We start from the raw sequence: 18,170 nt of genomic DNA on the forward strand, positions 1-18,170 counted from the left end.
TAATTAGCATGAAATAGCCATGTTTAATCGTTATACAAACATAAATAAAGATTTTTTTAAACTGGCGTGTTCCATATTCCAATAAAAAACAAGTATTATCTACATATGAAAGAGCAGGATTTATTTTATTTATTGGCATTGCAAAGAATTGAAGGCGTGGGCGACATAATGGCCAAAAAACTGCTTACCCATTTTGGAACTGCAGAAGCGGTTTTTAATACAAAGGCTTCGCAACTTGCTGCTATTGATGGAGTAGGCTCTGTTTTACTGAAAAATTTAAAGGACAAATCGGTTTTCGAAAAAGCAACTCAAGAACTGGAGTTTATAAAAGCGAATGAAATCAATGTAGTTTATTTTCAGGACGAGGATTATCCGGAACGCTTGAAACATTGTATTGACGGACCACTTTTATTATTCACCTCTGGAAATATCAATTTAAAAAACAGAAAAATAATCAGTATTGTAGGAACGCGCCAAATTACCTCGTACGGAACGGAATTTTGCAGAAAATTGATAGAAGATTTAGCTCCGCTAGATCCTATAATCGTCAGTGGTTTTGCGTATGGCGTTGATATTGTCGCACACCAATTGGCAATGGAACATAATTTACAGACGATAGGAGTTGTAGCGCACGGTTTAAACCAAATTTACCCGAAAACCCATAAAAAATATGTGTCTAAAGTCGAGCAAAACGGTGGTTTCATGACTGAGTTTTGGAGTTCTTCGAATCCCGATAAAGAAAATTTCGTTCGAAGAAACAGAATCGTCGCAGGAATGTCTGAAGCGACCATCGTAATTGAATCAGCCGATAGAGGTGGTTCATTGATTACGGCAAATATGGCAAATGATTACAATCGTGATGTTTTTGCGGTTCCGGGACGTGTTACGGATAAGTACAGCCAGGGTTGCAACAACCTGATAAAAACCCAAAAAGCAAATGTCTTGACAAGTGCCGCCGATTTGATTTATATCTTGAATTGGGACTTGGAGAAAGAAACTAAACCAGTACAAAAACAATTGTTCGTTAGCTTAGATGATGACGAGCAAAAAGTATACGATTACCTCCTTAAAACTGGAAAAGAATTGATGGATATTATTGCTTTGCGCTGTGATTTCCCTATTTATAAAATCTCAGGAATGCTGTTGAATATGGAATTGAAAGGCGTGATACGACCATTGCCGGGGAAATTATTTGAGGCGATTTGATTTAATTCTACCAGGGTAGGAAACCCTGATAGAATTGTAATTATTTTTTACACCTCAAATCCTAATTTTTCTCTCACTCTCGATAGAAAGTTAGCTAGGATAATTTTATTTTTCTATCTGAAAAATAGGACCTACTTTATAGAAAAAACGATAGAATAAATATATGTTTTCATGATTAATAGTTTTATTCAATCTCAAAACCTGATTCGACATGAATATATTCTGTTTTTCTATGATTATTTTTAACTGAAAGAACTACATAATCATTAAAATATTCACAAAGCTTGTAATCATTTAATTTTTGTTTTTATTATAAAACTTCGAAGAGCGTATAAATTTTTTAAGGGAGGATGAGTGTTTTTTTTAAATGTTTCATTTTTTTCTATTGAATCTTTGGCTATATATAGTTTTGGTTTATTAAATCTTTATAAACAACCACTGCAGTTATAATCACCAATTTTTTCGACAAGAATCCATTTTCTTTTATCTCTTTTCATAACTACAACTATTTGCGGTTTAGAGCTATTTGCTATAACATCAATGCTATATAAAAACAGTATGTACTTTTTATTGTGATAATAAATAGGTTCTGATATAACTATTACTTTTTCTATCTTTGGATACCTTATTAAAAAATTATAATTAAAGAGTTCTATTCGATTTTCATTGATGAATTTAAATCCTGGTAAATCTTCTTCTTTCCAATACTTTTGGATAGTATCCTTAGAATAACTATGAAATAATTTATTCCAATATTTTTGTTCAAATAGAGTACTAGTATAATCTATTTCGTTTGGATAAACAACATGCTTTTTGCCTTTTCCTCTATTAAAAATTCTTAATGTCTGTATATTATTTTCTTTGTTTCTTAAAATATAGTATTCCTTGTTAGAAATATTTTCTGATTTCAAAAATATATTTATTGGTTCATAATCGACAAGATATGGACTAGTAGCACAAGAAGAGATAAAAAATGGAAAGAGTATAATTAAGATATGTAAATTTCTCATATTTAATTCATGGTGAATGTTTTCCATTTTAAATATGTACCATCTTTCAATTTATGAATAACATAAGTTGGGCTAGTAGTTTTGTAGCCTTTTTTTATAAACTGGTTAACAGTCATGTATTTAATGCAATCTAAATATTTTAATTTCGTTGGTTTGCTATTAAAAGAATATAAATTTACTGAAAAACTAGGGATTCCTACACTATTTCTATCTATCGGGTCGTTGTAGTAAGTAGTAGTAGCTTTATCTCTTGCTTCTTTAGTTTGGTATTTTTCAATATAGATAACAAAAGAAGCAGATGTTGTATCATTATTTATGGAATACTCCCCTGTTTTTTGGTCATTAAAATCTACAAAAATAGTTGTTTTCTGATTCTTTGATTCCTGTGCATAAGCAAAGAAGCACAAGGTTAAAGATAAAAACAAGATAGTGTTCTTTATTATTGACATGGCGTATTGTTTGCGTTATAGTTATTGTATATTTCCAAAATTCTCAGCCTTTCTGCTTGTGGAATAGCTACCCATGCTGCCGTTGGTTGTGGGGGCATTCCTGTATTGTAATTTATATCTCCTTGACCCATTAGTCCTATCCAAGCCAAAGCGTTGTAAACTTCCTCATTTTAATTAGTTAATTTCTTTGATATTATTGTAGTGATATAACTCTATCCACTTTCCATTTACTTTTTTTAATAGAACTGCTTTTTCGGTACTAAAACCAATCTCAACGGCAAAAGACTTGTAAAATAAAAAAGCATGTTTTTTATCAGTAGTAATTAATGGTTTTGATAAATAAATGCCATATCCTCCTAATTCATGACTTCCTCGTTTTTTTATTGTTTTATATGGAACTATCTTTAATTTATGTTTTATTAAATCTGAATTTTCCCATTTATACAGTAAAGTGTCATTTTTATATTTCTGCTTTAAATTAATTATTTCAATTGAATCGATTTCCCATTTATAAGGGGGGTATCCATTTGGAGCAAATCGTATTTCTCCTTCGTAAAGATTTCTGTCATTATAAGCATTCTCATAATATTGTAATGCCTTTGTCTTAGGTATAGCTTCCTCAACTAAAACACTAATGTATTTATCTGTTATAAATTCCTTTTTCAAAAAATCATCAATGATTTTTTTTTCTGTTCTTGAAGAGGAACAGGAAACAAAAAATGTGCAAAGAATTAGTGGTATAATTTTTTTCATGATACTATTATTTTGGGCAAGGAGTTCCTTTTGGGGTAGAATTAGAAATGGTTTTTTCATTGCTTCTTTCCGCTCTATAATTATCCATTATTCTTCTGAATTCTGCAGTCCCTTCAGGGTTTAATTTAATCCTGTAAGGGTTTCAAACCTTGACAGGATTGTAATTATTTTTAACCCTCAAATCCTAGTTTTTCTCTCACTCTTCCTAAAACGCCATTCGCAACAGTAGCAGCTTTTTGAGCACCAATCTTTAAAAGTGCATCAACTTCAGGAAGGTTATTGATGTAGTAATTGTATTTTTCTCTTTCGGTTTTGAAAGTTTCTGTAATCAATTCAAACAACGCTTGTTTGGCGTGACCGTAACCGTAATTTCCGCCAAGGTAATTGGCTTTCATCGCTGCGATTTGTTCTTCATTTGCTAGTAAGGAATAAATAGCAAAAGCATTGCACGTATCTGGATTTTTAGGATCTTCCAGCGGTGTGCTGTCGGTTTCAATGCTCATAACTTGTTTGCGTAATGCTTTGTCGTCTAAAAAGATATTGATAATATTATTGGCTGATTTACTCATCTTTCCGCCATTGGTTCCTGGAATAAGCATACTGTCTTCCTGAATTTTGGCTTCGGGAATTACAAACGTTTCTCCCATTTGATGGTTGAAACGAGATGCTACATCACGAGTGATTTCAAGGTGTTGCAATTGGTCTTTTCCTACGGGAACAAACTGTGCATCGTATAATAAAATATCAGCAGCCATCAGCATTGGATACGAAAACAAACCAGCGTTTACATCTTCGAGTCTATCAGCTTTGTCTTTGAAAGAATGTGCTAATGTCAAGCGTTGAAAAGGAAAAAAACAACTCAAATACCAAGATAGTTCCGCTGTTTGCGGCACATCCGATTGTCTGTAGAAAACTACTTTGTCTACATTCAAACCACACGCCAACCAAGCAGCAGCGGTACTGTAGGTATTGGTTCGTAAGGTTTCTCCGTTTTTTATTTGTGTTATCGAATGTAAATCGGCAATGAAAAGAAAGGATTCGTTTTCAGGTTTATTTGATAATGCTATTGCGGGAATGATTGCGCCAAGTAAGTTTCCTAAATGTGGTGTTCCTGTACTTTGAACGCCTGTAAGTATTTTTGCCATTATTTCTTTTTTCTTAACCGCAAAGTTCGCAAAGATTTTCGCAAAGTTTGCAACGATTGTAAAGTTTTTCTAATACTTAGCTTTCCAAAGCAATTTCTTTTATTATTATTCGCCTACGATTTCTTACTTTTGAACTTATGAGAGGATTAAAAATTATTTTTTGGGTTTTGTGGCGCGTATGGTTTTATATTTTGATGGCCATTCCCATATTGGTGATGTTTCCTTTTCTGGTATTATCTATTTTGACAGAAAGCGGCTATCCCTATTTTTTTAAAATGGCTCGTATTTGGGCAAAATTTATTCTTTTCGGAATGGGATTTTATTATAAAATAGATAAAAACCAAGAAATGGAATACCAAAAAAGTTATATGATAGTTGCCAATCATACTTCCATGGCCGATATTATGCTGATGCTTGCACTGACTAGAAATCCGTTTGTTTTTGTGGGTAAAAAAGAACTTTCAAAAATTCCTTTGTTTGGATTTTTCTATAAAAGAACCTGTATTTTGGTAGACAGAAGTTCTTCAAAAAGCAGAATGGAAGTCTTTAATCGCGCTCAAAAAAGAATCAATCAAGGATTGAGTATTTGTATTTTTCCTGAAGGCGGCGTTCCAGATGATGAATCTATTTTGTTAGATACTTTCAAAGACGGTGCTTTCCGCTTGGCGATAGAACACGAAATTCCTATTGTTCCCATTACTTTTGCTGATAACAAGAAGAGATTTTCGTATACTTTTTTTAGCGGAAGCCCAGGAATTATGCGTGTAAAAATGCATTCACACATAGAAACTTTAGGAAAAACCGGCGTTGATCGAAAAGAAATTCGTGAAGAAGTACGCGAAATAATATACAATCAACTAGTAGCTTTCGATTCTGATCCAATTAAAAGCTATAGCTAATACCAGAATACAATCCGATAAATAGCGGTTTAAAGTCGCCCGAGTTGTTTGAAAATGTATTCAGTTGATATTTTACCATTGGTTCCACATTAATTTGGAATGATTTTATAATCTGGTACTTAAATCCTAAACCCACATTAGTACTGAAATGGACTTGATTCAAGTTTTTTGCTTCACCTAATTTCACATTGGTTTCAGATGAAACTAACGATATTTTATTTTGGCTGAGAAACAAAGTACTTACACCACCAATAACGTTAATTCCAAATTTTTTATCCAAAACAGCATAGGAAACCTCCAAAGGAACTTCATAATAACCCATTTTTTGATTGATAGCGCCTGTATTGGTTTTTTGTAGGTCTTTTTCAAAAGCGATTAAGCCGTTCAGAGCTGATTGGTTTTTAATCTCAATTAATGCATTTGAGGAATAATTAATATTTGCCAGATTATTATTTGCCAAACCTGTCGAGTAGACTACGTTATTCGTGTTGTATCCTAACGAGAGCTTGTTAATTCCGCTTCGTAAGGCCACTTTTTTAGAAACAGCATAATTTACCCCAACACCAAAACTTAAGCTGTTATCGCCTGTTTTTTGATTTTCTGAAAATTGAGGGTCAATGGCTGAACCGCCTGAATTCGAATTCAGATATACAGCCGCAATATTTGGCGTAATTTGCCACTTGTTTTTTTGATTGAGAACCACAGCCTCTTTTTCTTCTCCTTTTTTCTTTTTAAGAATTTCTTCTAATTCATTTGGAGTTTCAGCAGGACTTGAAGGCTCTTTTTTAGTGTCTATTGCTGCAATTTTAGCGTTTTCATTCTCTTTTAAATTGCTTTTTTCCAGTGTTTGATTTTGTTGAATGTTCTCAAACGGATTATAGTTTTTTGTATTGTTTTTTTCAGCAGTAACAACCCTAGCGTTTTGGTTGTCATTATTTGCTGTTGTTTGTTTTAGCGGTGAATTATTTTTTTGGAAATAAACAACAGAACCGTTCTGATTCTTCTCTTTGTTCGAATTGATTTTAAATCTATCAGAAGATATAATTTCTTTTTCATCTGTTTTTCCTGTTTTAATTTTGTTAACTATGACCTGAGGAATTGTTTTCACTTCTAAAGGATTACGCGCTCTTTTTGTTTTTTCAAGAGTAGAATCCTTTCCTTCAAACGAATTTTTTAAAACTTTCGTGTCTATAACGACACCATTTTTTATTTCAAATTTATTGTTTACAATGGTGTTCAATGCAAAAAAACCTAAAAGGAAAGCGGCGGCTATCCCAGAAGATTTCATCCAAAAAGGAATTACTTTTCGGCCCTCCTCTTTTTCTTTTAAAGAGGCCTGGATATTTATCCAAACTTGTTTACTGGGCTCTGATTCAAAATCTTTGAATCGCTCTTGAAACAATCGGTCTATATTTTTTTTATCGTTCATTTTGCCAATGAATTTATTTTAGTTTTTGTATGATGATCAATTTTTTCTTTCAAAATCCCTCTTGCTCGCGCCAGATTTGATTTTGTGGTCCCGGTACTGATTTTAAGCATCTCGGAAACTTCTTTATGAGAATATCCATCAAGTACATAGAGACTAAAAACTAATCTATACTGATCTGGTAACTCTTGAATGATTTGCATTAGATACTCGATAGAAATATTTTCGTCTTCAATTTCGACCTCTTCCTCAGGAATATTGTCGTTTATAACTTCCATATATCTTACGCCTCTGAATTTTTGAAGGGCATTGTTAATTAATATTCTCTTTGCCCATCCTTCAAAAGAACCTTTAAAATTATACTGCTCAATTTTATCAAAAATGATCAAAAACCCATCCTGTAGATTGTCTTCGGCATCTGCATAATCAGTGGAGTATTTTAAACACACCCCAAAGAATTTTTTAGAAAACAATTGGTACAATTGCTCTTGTGCCTTGGGGCAGTTTTTTTTACATTGATTAATTATTTGATCTAATACCACAGTTTTTAAGGACATTAATTAATTAGTCACTGGAATTTCAACCTCTTCAAAAATATTTTGACCATTGGCGTCCTCACCTTTGTAGAACTTAAAAATATAGGAACCGGTATTGGTTACATAAAAATTGAAAGAAACCTCAATGGGCTCCGTAGTTAAAGGTGTGCAATTTGTAGTTTCAAGAACGGAGGTTTGTATACCAATTGTTCTTACGTTCAAATTTTTATCGTAATAGATTCCTTGAAAAGAATGGCAATCAGAAGGTTTTTTGTACTTCAATTTTATCTCATAGGTTTGCCCTAAGGTGAAAGATTGAGGCACTGTGTAACTGTCTACCGGAAGTACTTCATAGCTGTAATTGGGTTGGTCATCGTCAATACTACAGCCCGTCAGGGTCAATAAAAACAGGGTGAGTAAAACAATTTTTTTCATCTTTACTAATTTAAAAGTTAATACTATTCCGTCAGTTTAAAAGTTTTTATTGACGGTTTTCTTAATAGATGAAATTTTTTAAAAAGGTTGCGTTGTAAATTAAAAAAACCCGATATTCTCGGGTTTTTAGTTCTTTTATGCTTCAGCTAGTTCTTTTATTCTGGCTTTAATTTTTTCTTCAAGTTCATCCGCTAATTCCGGATTGTCTTTTATTAAAGACTTAACAGCATCACGGCCTTGTCCTAATTTGGTTTCACCATAACTGAACCAAGATCCCGCTTTTTTGATGATTTCAAATTCTACAGCTAAATCTAAAATTTCCCCTGTTTTTGAAATTCCTTCACCATACATGATGTCAAATTCAGCAATTTTAAAAGGCGGAGCAACTTTGTTTTTCACCACTTTTACTTTGGTTCTGTTTCCAAGGACGTTATCACCATCTTTAATTTGTGTGGAACGACGAATGTCTAAACGAACCGAAGCGTAAAACTTCAATGCATTTCCTCCAGTTGTTGTTTCTGGATTTCCAAACATTACACCAATTTTCTCTCTTAATTGGTTAATAAAGAAAACAGTACAATTTGTTTTGCTGATGGTTCCTGTTAATTTACGCAATGCCTGAGACATCAAACGAGCGTGAAGACCCATTTTAGAATCTCCCATTTCTCCTTCAATTTCACTTTTTGGAGTCAAAGCGGCAACCGAGTCAATTACTACTATGTCAATCGCTCCTGAACGAATTAAGTTTTCAGCAATTTCTAAAGCTTGTTCTCCGTTGTCTGGTTGCGAGATGATTAAGTTTTCGATATCTACACCTAACTTCTCTGCATAATTTCTGTCGAAAGCGTGTTCCGCATCAATAAAAGCTGCAATTCCACCCGCTTTTTGAGCTTCGGCAATAGCATGAAGTGTTAAGGTTGTTTTTCCAGAAGATTCCGGACCGTATATTTCAATAATTCTACCTCTTGGATACCCGCCAACGCCTAACGCTAAATCAATTCCTAAAGATCCTGATGAGATAGTTTCCACTTCTTCAATGGCTTTATCCCCCATTTTCATCACTGTTCCTTTTCCGTACGTTTTGTCTAGTTTGTCAAGCGTAAGTTGTAGCGCTTTTAATTTGGATTCTTTCTCTGTACTCATCTTCTCTTTTACCTTTTCTTTCATCTATTTGTATTATTTTATAACTCTAAGAAACTGACAGAATGACTAATTATCCTGAAAATTTCATTTATATGCAAAGATTTATTTTCGTAAAAATACTTCTTTTTTTAATGTAAATTTTCTCTTTCAAGAATATTTTAAATCTAAATTTCAATAAAAAATAAGTTGCTTATATGTGTTACTGAAACAATGCCTTCAATTCAGTAGCTTCATGAGGATTTAATTTTCCTGCTAAAACTAAACTGAGTTGTTTGCGTCTCAATGCAGCATCAAAACGTTGTTTTTCCAGCTCTGTTTCTGGAATTAATTGAGGTACTTCTACCGGTCTTCCGGTATCATCAACCGCCACAAAAGTATAAATTGCCTCATTAGCTTTGGTACGGTTTCCTGATTGTCTGTCTTCAACCCAAACGTCAATATATATTTCCATTGAACTTCTAAATGATCGGGAAACTTTGGCCTCTATAATAACCACGCTTCCAAGAGGGATAGCTTTATTGAAAGCTACGTGATTTACTGATGCGGTCACGCCAATTCTTCTAGAATGTCTTCCTGCGGAGATGCTGGCTGCGCGATCCATTCGGGCCAATAATTCACCACCAAAAAGATTGTTTAAAGGGTTGGTCTCACTTGGTAAAACCAAATCAGTTAATATAGTCAGGGATTCTGAAGGATGTTTTGGAGTCATGTTTTTTTATGTAAAAAGGAATCGTTGTTTTTAAATAATAATTAGGTTTTAGTTTAACCAATAAACCGCCAATATAGCTGGTATGAAATAGATAACAATTGTTCTGGCACCATCGTAATCTTTCGCCAATCGCTGTCCGAAAAGCAACATTAATAAAGTGATACAAGAGAAAACTGCTCCATAAAAACCGAATATTCTACCATTATTTACGAATAATTCAATGCAGCCCACTACGCATAAAATACCAGAGATTAATTCTAATATTAAAATGTTAAGCAATGCTAACGGCACATGGTTTTTTAATGGTGTTTTAGAAAAATGACCTTTCAACCAGTCCACATTATCTTTCCAATAAAACAGTTTGTCGTAACCGGATTGCAGGAAAGTAATGGCCAGAAAAATTAAAATTAAAATCGAAGTAATGTTGTTCATTTTTTTATTTTTTGTGAATTAAACGGGTGAGTTTTATAGATAAATCGGTTAAAATAATTTTTGCGTTTCCGTTGCGCTCAATGTGATACATGGCATCCGAAAGTTCTTTGAAAATATCATTTATGTTGTTGCCATTTACAAAAGGGGCAAAATTCTCCAGTTTGAATTTTTCCACTTTCGGCTCCATATAAACCAAGCTTTCCGTTTGGTAATTGAGCAACAAAGCCTGACGGAACATATCGATACAAAAATGTAAAAACTTCTTTTGGGTTTCTCTTCCTAAACTGGCAATTTGCTCGCTCCATTGAATCAAATCCTGAATGGCAGCTGCATTTCCTTTGGCTCTAAAAGCAGCACGAACCCAATCAACAAACCACTTTTCAAAAAAAACCGATTCGCTGTCCGGTTGTAATAATTGCAGTGCTTTGTTATAATTTCCCTGTGCTTGATGTGCTATTTTTAAAGCTTCTTTAGGCTCTGTATTTTCTCTTGAAACTAAAGCTTCAGCAATTACGGTTTCATTTAATCCGTTAAAATGCAGGACTTGACATCGGGAACGAATGGTTTGTATTATATCTTCTTCGTTTTCTGAAATCAAGATAAAAACCGTTCTGTCCGTAGGTTCTTCGAGTAATTTCAATAGTTTATTGGAAGCGGCAATATTCAATTTATCAGCCATCCAAATAATCATGACTTTGTAACCGCCTTCATAAGATTTTAATGCGAGAGATTTTAAGATTTCCTGTGCATCATCAACCCTAATTTCTCCTTGTTTGTTTTTAACGCCAAGAGTTAAATACCAGTCAAACAAACTTCCGTACGGATTTTGAGTCAAAAAGGCTCTCCATTCGGTGATAAAATCAATACTTTTTGGTTTGGTTTTTACATCTTCGGTACTTACGGTTGGGTAAATAAAATGTAAATCGGGATGCGAAGTTTTCTGGAATTTGATATTGCAGGCTTCGTTTGAACCCGAGTTTTCGGCGTTTTGATTGCTGCAAATAATGTATTGTGCATAAGCAATTGCCATGGGTAAAGTACCACTTCCTTCAGGGCCAACAAACAGTTGCGCATGTGGAATTCTTCCCAAATCAGCACTTCTTGTCAAATGACTTTTAATGTGTTCTTGTCCTAAAATTTCTGAAAATTGCATAAAGCAAAGATAGAAGAAAATGGTTTAGTCTAAAATTTTCGATAGCAAACTTTCAGGAAAAGTAACGGTATAAATGATATGGAGCGCGTGCCTTTTTTAAGATGAAAATTTAACTTTTTTTAGGGAAAAATAGGCTTTAAATAGATAAAAAACGTCATTATTTATGATAATTTAACATTTTGAGTTTACTGAACTGTAGGTTTAATATTAATAAACGAATTTTTTTTTGGTGAGAATTAAATTTTCTTTTCAGAAGCTATGTCCAATAGAATGAAACAGTGTTAAACCCAATAATATCACTTGTGTAGTGAAAAATCAAAGCATCCGACGAAATGCAAATATGTTCGATATAATACGTTTTTTTTTACAATTTGTAATCTTTTGTAGTCAAAAAAAATATTGACAAAGTTGCATTTTGAGTTTTATTGTATATTTTTGTTAGATAAACTAATTGGTAAATTCAAATTATGAAAGGGAAAATTATTTTTTTCAGTGTGTTTTTTTTGTTAGCGACAGGCGTGGTTTCAGCACAGGATAAAAATGCTCCTAAAAGTATTATTAGTACAAATGCGATAATAAAAAAATACCACGTTAAGGAAGAGTTGGAAGGAATGAAAAAAGGGGAATTATTAGAACTTTATATTGAACGTATAAAAGTTTTGGTAAAAACACTACCCTACATTGCCTTGGCTACAAAACCAGGAGTTACTATGAATGATCTAGGAATTCCTAATGATGCCGATAATAGAAAAATATTAGCGGGACAAGATGAAAGTACTACAAATTTCCTGGATGTAACTGTTGCGTTTCAAAGAAGAATGGTGCCTTATTCAGATACAGACAATTTAGTAAAAGCAATTTTATTTTATGAAAACACATTGAAATCATTACATGAGTTCAATGACATGTAATAATTTGTGAGGCTTAGTTTAATTTCTTTTCTAATTTTTATTAACAAGTAATTTTATAAGAGTATTGTAGCGATAATCGAATATTAATTTAGAAAAAACTCGTTATCGATACATTCTGAAATAATTCAGAAAAATCGTAATGAGTTTTTTTATTAGTACCAAAGCATTTTTAATATAAATTTTATATCTTTTTATCTCATGAAAACAATTACTCAAATTGTATGGATTCTCTTTTTTGGAGTTTTCAGTGTAAATGCACAGCAAGAAAAAGGAATAACAGGTTCAAACAACTGGCTAAACAACTGGACGGAATTTAAACCTAATAAAGTTGATTATGGTCAAGCCAATCAAATATTGGCGGGAAATATTACCGTAAACACAAAATTGTTCAAGAAAAATGTCTACATATTGCAAGGCAGTGTTTTTGTTACTAATAATGCAACGCTGACCATTGAACCCGGAACAGTAATAATAGGCGATTATGAATCCAGTGCTTCTCTTGTAATCACAAAAGGTGCTACGATAATAGCCGAAGGTTTAGAGACTGACCCTATCGTTTTCACTTCAAACAGAAGCTCCAGAAAAGCGGGAGATTGGGGAGGAATTGTAATACTGGGCGATGCACCTACGAATAAATTTGGGAATGCTTCCTCTGTAAATTTTGATTTGGATACTTCGTTAACATCGTATGGAGGTAATAATGTAAGCAGCAATTCAGGTATTTTAAAATTTGTAAGAATCGAATTTGCAGGAAAAAAAATTAAAGGTTTAGGGAATTTTAATGCATTGTTACTGGCAGGTGTTGGAAACAAAACAGTTTTAGAAAACATAATGATCAGTTATGCTGCAGGTGATTCTTTTGAAATATATGGCGGTGAACTTACTTTGAATAAACTGGTTTCTTTTAAGTCAAGCAGCGATGATTTTAAATTCAACTTTGGGACGCAATGTCGAATTGATAATTCTCTTGCCATTCGATCTTCTTATTTAACCAGCAACTTAGGTTCAAGATGCATAGATGTGGCTTCTTATGACAAAAAAGAAGAGGTTGATTTCACTAAAAAACAAACCTCAGTGATTGCAACAAATCTAACGTTGATTAACAATAGCGAAAACATAAATGTTGATATTCAATCAGGTTTAGTCAAAGAGGCAGTATATGTATCTCAGAATACGTCTCTTGATCTTAAAAGAACGGTAATTTCTGGTTTTAATCCCGCAGTTTTATTGGATAATAAGATTGAAATTAATGGTGAAAATCTTAAGAAAATAAAATTCGAACAGATGTATTTCAATTTCTGTAAGGGAAATATTTTTACGGAACATAACTCAGACAATGAGGATTTAGAAAATTGGTATGGCAATAGTGCCTTTTCTAATGTGTATTCTCAAAGTGATAATAAGGAAACATTCATAGACCTTTTCAATGAAAAAAAACCTGATTTTAGATTGCGAATAGCTAAAATTACAGCATCAAATGATCACTAAAACAATCATTTGTTGTAACTGATTTTGATTTCAGGTGTGAAAATGTAACGATATACAATTGTAAATTATTTTTATGAATTGGATAAATAAAGATTGAATGCGGAATGACTACTATTATAAATAAATATTTTTATTTTCTTTTATTACTGGTTTTTCCTTTAACTAATAGTGTTTATGCTCAAATAGTTATAGGAACACCAACATTATCTTTTAGTCAAATTTGCGCGAATCCATCTTTTAATACTTTTAATGTAACGTTTCCCTTTTCACCGGTTTCCGGGTTAAATGCCTCCAATCAGTTCATTGTAGAATTATCAGATCCAAATGGAAGTTTTGTTACTCCAACCACAGTTTTTACTTCTACTGCAGGAGCTATAACAGTCTCACCGGCAACAGTAACTTTTTCAGTGCCTGTTACCACTGCTGGTGAACAATACAGGTTAAGGGTAAAAAGTACAAGTCCATCAGCGACAAGTCCTAATTCTATCGCTTTTGCTGCTTATTATAAAGTGCAAGATACTCCGTTTTCCATCAATAATTTTATCCCAACGGCTACCTATTGTACTGGTGGAAGTTATGTTTTAAACATAGATAATCCCGGAGCGGCAACTAATGATTCTCCTTTAAAATATCCTTCGTTAACCTACAAATGGTTTAAAGAACCAAGTTTAGCTCCTATTGCTACCGGAAAAAGTTTAACGGTAAATCAACCCGGAAAATACTATGTAGAGACAAATTATGGTACTTGTACCTCAAATTCATACTCTAACCGAGTTACAGTAAGTGAGTCTAATTCTTCGGCTGCTACGACAATCACATCCAGCCTTGGAAATCCTTTTTGTTCGAGCGCCAGTGCAACAACTTTAAGTACTGTGGCGGGTAATAGTTATCAATGGTCTAAGGATAATGTTGCTATAGCCGGAGCTACGAGCCAAACTTACGTTACTAACCAACCAGGACAGTATTCAGTAACTGTAAGCTTTGGAAGTTGTGTGGCGAATGCCTCTATCAACTTACAAGGATATCAATTTGCAAGCACTATCAATGTCCCGGATACTAACACCATTGCTCCAGATGAAACTCTAGAAGTAATCGTAACAACAGCGGCTTCGAGTCCGGAATACAAATGGTATTTAAACGGAACAATTATTTCGGGCGCTACAACAAGTACGTATGATATACAAACAAAAGGGAATTATAAAGTTGTAATCACTCAAACTACAGGCTGTGTCGCATCAAAAGAATATTCTTTTGTAGTCAACTCCTCAATTGATCCCAATCCATTTCCTAATGTTACAAACATACCTAATTTAGTAAGCCCAAACGGTGACGGTATCAATGATACTTGGATTATTCCGCAAGAATATGTAAGCGGAACAAATACAAAAGTACAATTGATAAGTTCCTTGGGGGAAATAGTGCTCGACACAAATGACTATCAAAATAACTGGCCCGAAAACGGGAACGATTTCAAGAATATAAACCCAGTTTATTATTATATTATCACTACTCAGGATCAAAAAGTGAATAAGGGATCGATAACTATAGTGAAATAACATGAAAAATATTTTTATCGTTATAGCTCTTTTTTTCGGTACACAACACCAGCTTTATGCTCAAGAAGATGGAGTGGTTTCATTTAATCTACCCGTCCGAAATTCGTTAAAGTTTAATAGATTCCTGATCAATCCTACCTTTAGTTTTGTTAGAGAACAAAGCACTATTGTCAGTTTTTATAACAAAAGGCAATGGGTTCAATTTGACAATGCGCCTCAGACCTATTTAGTGAGCTATTCTGGAAGATTCAGAGAAAATGAAGGGATTTCTGTTGGATTATTCCAGCAGAATTATGGTGTGCTTACCACCTTTGGGGCTGTGGCAAACTTTGCTCATAATGTCATGCTTCAAGAGGATAGTAATCTAACTTTTGGAATGAATGTAGGATTTTATAAAAGCGGCTTAGATAAAGGCAAGGTTATTACAAACTATCCTGATCCATCATTAGAAAGTATACCCTCAAATGCTTTAATAACGGTAAATCCGGGTATCAACTATGGAACTGCCTTTCTTGATTTTGGACTTTCTGTAAATAATCTGATTTTATACAATCTTAAAACTTCTAAAGTAGTCGAAGACGATCCTGAACAAAGCATTCAAGCTCACATTATGCACACGGGATATTTAGATACTTATGGTTTTTTTGACAAAAGTAAATTTTCGGCTTTGCTTAAAACAGAGGTTAAAAAAGATAAAACTGTTGTTTCAGGATTAATGATGTTTGCTATTCCCAAAGGAATTTGGGCTCAAGCGGGTTATAATAGCGTATACGGGATGTCCGGCGGAATAGGGTTGAATATTACTCCAAAAATTTCTTTAGAGTACAATTATGAAAAAGGTATAGGGAATTTATCCAATTTTGGCTCTTCCCACGAAGTTGTTTTTGCTTATAAATTTAAGAGTAATTCATACTATTATGGCGACGATGAGGAAGAAGGAGCTATTATTCCTCCCGCAGATGTTAGAAAATCAGTTCCGGCACAACCAAAAGAATCTAGCATTTTATCTCCTGAGGATGCTCAAAAGTTGAAGGAACTTAAACTTGCTTTGGCAGCTCAAAAAGAGGAAAGAAGATTGCAAAAATTAAAAGAAATTGCTGATGCTGCAGCTAAAGCTAAAGCGGATTCACTTAACCAAACCAAATTGGCAGCAGATGCCAAGGCTAAAGCGGATGCACTTGCTCAAGCAAAACTTGCTGCTGATGCCAAGGCTAAAGCAGATGCGCTTGCTAAAGCAAAAATAGCAACAGATACTAAACCTAAACCTAAACCTGATGCAGTTGCTCAAGCGAAACTCGCTGCGGATAATAAAGCTAAAGCTGATGCACTAGCTCAGGCAAAAATCGCTGCTGATGCAAAAGCCAAAGCTGATGCACTTGCTCAGGCAAAACTTGCTGCCGATGCAAAAGCCAAAGCCGATGCACTAGCTCAGGCAAAACTGGATACTGATAATAAAGCCAAAGCAGACGCCCTTGCTCAAGCAAAACTTGCTGCGGATAATAAAGCTAAAGCTGATGCACTTGCTCAGGAAAAACTTGCTGCAGATAATAAAGCTAAAGCTGATGCACTCGCTCAGGCAAAACTTGCTGCCGATGCAAAAGTCAAAGCTGATGCACTTGCTCAGGCAAAACTCGATGCAGATAATAAAGCTAAAGCTGATGCACTTGCTCAAGCAAAACTCGATGCAGATAATAAAGCTAAAGCCGATGCACTAGCGCAGGCAAAACTTGCTGCTGATGCTAAAGCGAAAGCTGATGCCCTTGCTCAGGCAAAACTTGCTGCCGATGCTAAAGCCAAAGCAGACGCACTTGATCAAGCGAAACTAGATGCTGATGCAAAAGCTAAAGCCGATGCACTTGCTCAAGCAAAACTTGCTGCCGATGCTAAAGCCAAAGCTGATGCACTAGCACAGGCAAAACTGGATGCAGATAATAAAGCCAAAGCAGACGCTCTTGCTCAAGCGAAACTCGATGCGGAGAATAAAGCTAAATTAGCAGCAACACCAAAGGATGCCACTACAAAATCGATGGATGATTTAAGCAAATTAGTAGAAGAATCTAAAAACACACAGCAACAATTATTAATGCGATTAGGTGAAACGGTTGCTAATAAAGAAAAAGACCTTAAAGAATTAAAAGAAGAGAATGATTTAAGTGAGAAAGGTATTTTCAAAGAGCCGAAGCCTTTCAAAAGCGTGTCTGCGGAGAATAATGCATTAGAAGCTTTAAAATTAGAATTAGTTGAGGTGAATAAAACTCAAACCGTAAAAATTAGAGAGTTAGAGAATTTATACAAAGAAAGGCTGAAAAAAGTGCCGAATAAAGAGGACGAAACGAATCAATATTATTTGAAAGCCATAGAAACATTAAAGCAAGAACAATTAAAAGTATTGCAGTCAAATACGAATCTGATTGCATCATTAGAAAAAATTAAAACAGATACTGAAATTGAGAAAAAAAGAAGAATTAAACGCGCCGGTTTTGAGAATGATCAAAGTAGGTATTTGAAAGATAAAGCGACATTAAGCTTAATAAAAGAGAAGACTGCTTTCAGTTCGGTTCCTTTAAAAGCAGAAGATTTTGACTCAGGTGATGAGCAGTCTAATATGCAAATTTTGAAAAATATTAAAAATGTGGAAAGTGGTTATTATTTAGTGGTTGCAGTACATGATAATGTTGCTAAAAGAGATGAATTTTTAACAAAAGCAGTTGCTGCAGGACAAACAAACATAGATTTCTTCTACGATATTAATACCAGTAAATATTTCATTTACTATAACAAATTTGATAACATAGAAGAAGCCAAAAAAGCATTAGAGTCAAAAGGCAGTAAACCTTATAACGGTAAAATGTCTCTTGCTAAAATTGAAAATTAATTAATAAAATCAGTTATGGAAAAACAGTAATAATTTGTTCTAAA

General features: G+C 33.9%; 17 protein-coding genes. 6 read left to right on the top strand and 11 right to left on the bottom strand.

What is annotated here, in order from left to right; all coding sequences use genetic code 11:
* The first annotated feature begins 105 nt into the window (after positions 1 to 105).
* Positions 106 to 1,206, top strand: coding sequence for a DNA-processing protein DprA (gene dprA, locus C8C87_RS15035; RefSeq protein WP_121343150.1), 1,101 nt, complete (start codon positions 106 to 108; stop codon positions 1,204 to 1,206).
* A 425-nt stretch (positions 1,207 to 1,631) separates the two neighbouring features.
* Here dprA and C8C87_RS15040 read toward each other — a convergent pair whose 3' ends face one another.
* From C8C87_RS15040 to trpS, 4 genes are all read right to left on the bottom strand, one after another.
* Positions 1,632 to 2,243 carry a hypothetical protein gene (locus C8C87_RS15040; RefSeq protein ID WP_121343151.1) on the bottom strand — a complete coding sequence of 204 codons (612 nt, stop codon included), beginning with the start codon at positions 2,241 to 2,243 and terminating at the stop codon, positions 1,632 to 1,634.
* A complete protein-coding gene (locus C8C87_RS15045) occupies positions 2,219 to 2,665 on the bottom strand; it encodes a hypothetical protein (RefSeq protein WP_121343152.1) in 447 nt (148 codons plus the stop codon). The genes C8C87_RS15040 and C8C87_RS15045 overlap by 25 nt, the downstream gene beginning before the upstream one ends.
* Before the next feature lie 174 nt (positions 2,666 to 2,839).
* Positions 2,840 to 3,418 carry a hypothetical protein gene (locus tag C8C87_RS15050; protein ID WP_147402382.1) on the bottom strand — a complete coding sequence of 193 codons (579 nt, stop codon included), beginning with the start codon at positions 3,416 to 3,418 and terminating at the stop codon, positions 2,840 to 2,842.
* Positions 3,419 to 3,588: 170 nt separating this feature from the next.
* Positions 3,589 to 4,563, bottom strand: a complete 975-nt coding sequence (trpS, locus tag C8C87_RS15055; protein ID WP_121343154.1) for a tryptophan--tRNA ligase — start codon at positions 4,561 to 4,563, stop codon at positions 3,589 to 3,591.
* Positions 4,564 to 4,700: 137 nt separating this feature from the next.
* On the opposite strand from trpS, the gene C8C87_RS15060 reads away from it, so the two are divergent.
* A complete protein-coding gene (locus C8C87_RS15060) occupies positions 4,701 to 5,462 on the top strand; it encodes a 1-acyl-sn-glycerol-3-phosphate acyltransferase (protein ID WP_121343155.1) in 762 nt (253 codons plus the stop codon).
* On the opposite strand, the gene C8C87_RS15065 is transcribed toward C8C87_RS15060, so the two are convergent.
* The 7 genes from C8C87_RS15065 to C8C87_RS15095 form a co-directional block, all read right to left on the bottom strand.
* Positions 5,446 to 6,891 (bottom strand): hypothetical protein, encoded by a 1,446-nt coding sequence (locus C8C87_RS15065; RefSeq protein WP_121343156.1) that lies wholly within the window; start codon positions 6,889 to 6,891, stop codon positions 5,446 to 5,448. The two genes, C8C87_RS15060 and C8C87_RS15065, sit on opposite strands and share 17 nt — an antisense overlap.
* The gene (locus C8C87_RS15070; RefSeq protein ID WP_099716227.1) at positions 6,888 to 7,430 is read right to left on the bottom strand and encodes an RNA polymerase sigma factor; all 543 of its coding nucleotides are present in this window, start codon (positions 7,428 to 7,430) and stop codon (positions 6,888 to 6,890) included. The genes C8C87_RS15065 and C8C87_RS15070 overlap by 4 nt, the downstream gene beginning before the upstream one ends.
* Positions 7,431 to 7,448: 18 nt before the next feature.
* Complete coding sequence (locus C8C87_RS15075; protein WP_121343157.1) at positions 7,449 to 7,859, bottom strand: lipoprotein; 411 nt, start codon at positions 7,857 to 7,859, stop codon at positions 7,449 to 7,451.
* A 135-nt stretch (positions 7,860 to 7,994) separates the two neighbouring features.
* Positions 7,995 to 9,002, bottom strand: a complete 1,008-nt coding sequence (gene recA, locus C8C87_RS15080; RefSeq protein ID WP_099716226.1) for a recombinase RecA — start codon at positions 9,000 to 9,002, stop codon at positions 7,995 to 7,997.
* 199 nt (positions 9,003 to 9,201) lie between these two features.
* On the bottom strand, positions 9,202 to 9,711 hold the full coding sequence (locus C8C87_RS15085) for an acyl-CoA thioesterase (protein WP_099713930.1): 510 nt from the start codon (positions 9,709 to 9,711) through the stop codon (positions 9,202 to 9,204).
* A 48-nt stretch (positions 9,712 to 9,759) separates the two neighbouring features.
* Complete coding sequence (locus C8C87_RS15090; RefSeq protein ID WP_099713929.1) at positions 9,760 to 10,143, bottom strand: DoxX family membrane protein; 384 nt, start codon at positions 10,141 to 10,143, stop codon at positions 9,760 to 9,762.
* Positions 10,144 to 10,147: 4 nt separating this feature from the next.
* A complete protein-coding gene (locus C8C87_RS15095) occupies positions 10,148 to 11,296 on the bottom strand; it encodes a DNA polymerase III subunit delta' (protein ID WP_099713928.1) in 1,149 nt (382 codons plus the stop codon).
* Positions 11,297 to 11,763: 467 nt separating this feature from the next.
* Here C8C87_RS15095 and C8C87_RS15100 point away from each other — a divergent pair, with 467 nt between their 5' ends.
* From C8C87_RS15100 to C8C87_RS15115, 4 genes are all read left to right on the top strand, one after another.
* On the top strand, positions 11,764 to 12,207 hold the full coding sequence (locus C8C87_RS15100) for a hypothetical protein (protein WP_099713927.1): 444 nt from the start codon (positions 11,764 to 11,766) through the stop codon (positions 12,205 to 12,207).
* Positions 12,208 to 12,405: 198 nt separating this feature from the next.
* Positions 12,406 to 13,695, top strand: coding sequence for a hypothetical protein (locus C8C87_RS15105; RefSeq protein WP_099713926.1), 1,290 nt, complete (start codon positions 12,406 to 12,408; stop codon positions 13,693 to 13,695).
* A gap of 104 nt (positions 13,696 to 13,799) precedes the next feature.
* Positions 13,800 to 15,251 carry a gliding motility-associated C-terminal domain-containing protein gene (locus C8C87_RS15110; RefSeq protein WP_121343158.1) on the top strand — a complete coding sequence of 484 codons (1,452 nt, stop codon included), beginning with the start codon at positions 13,800 to 13,802 and terminating at the stop codon, positions 15,249 to 15,251.
* Between the two features lies 1 nt (position 15,252).
* Entirely contained in the window at positions 15,253 to 18,126 is a 2,874-nt protein-coding gene (locus C8C87_RS15115) for a type IX secretion system membrane protein PorP/SprF (protein ID WP_121343159.1), read from the top strand.
* Positions 18,127 to 18,170: the final 44 nt, after the last annotated feature.

The sequence above is a fragment of the Flavobacterium sp. 120 genome (assembly GCF_003633605.1).
GTDB lineage: Bacteria > Bacteroidota > Bacteroidia > Flavobacteriales > Flavobacteriaceae > Flavobacterium > Flavobacterium algoritolerans.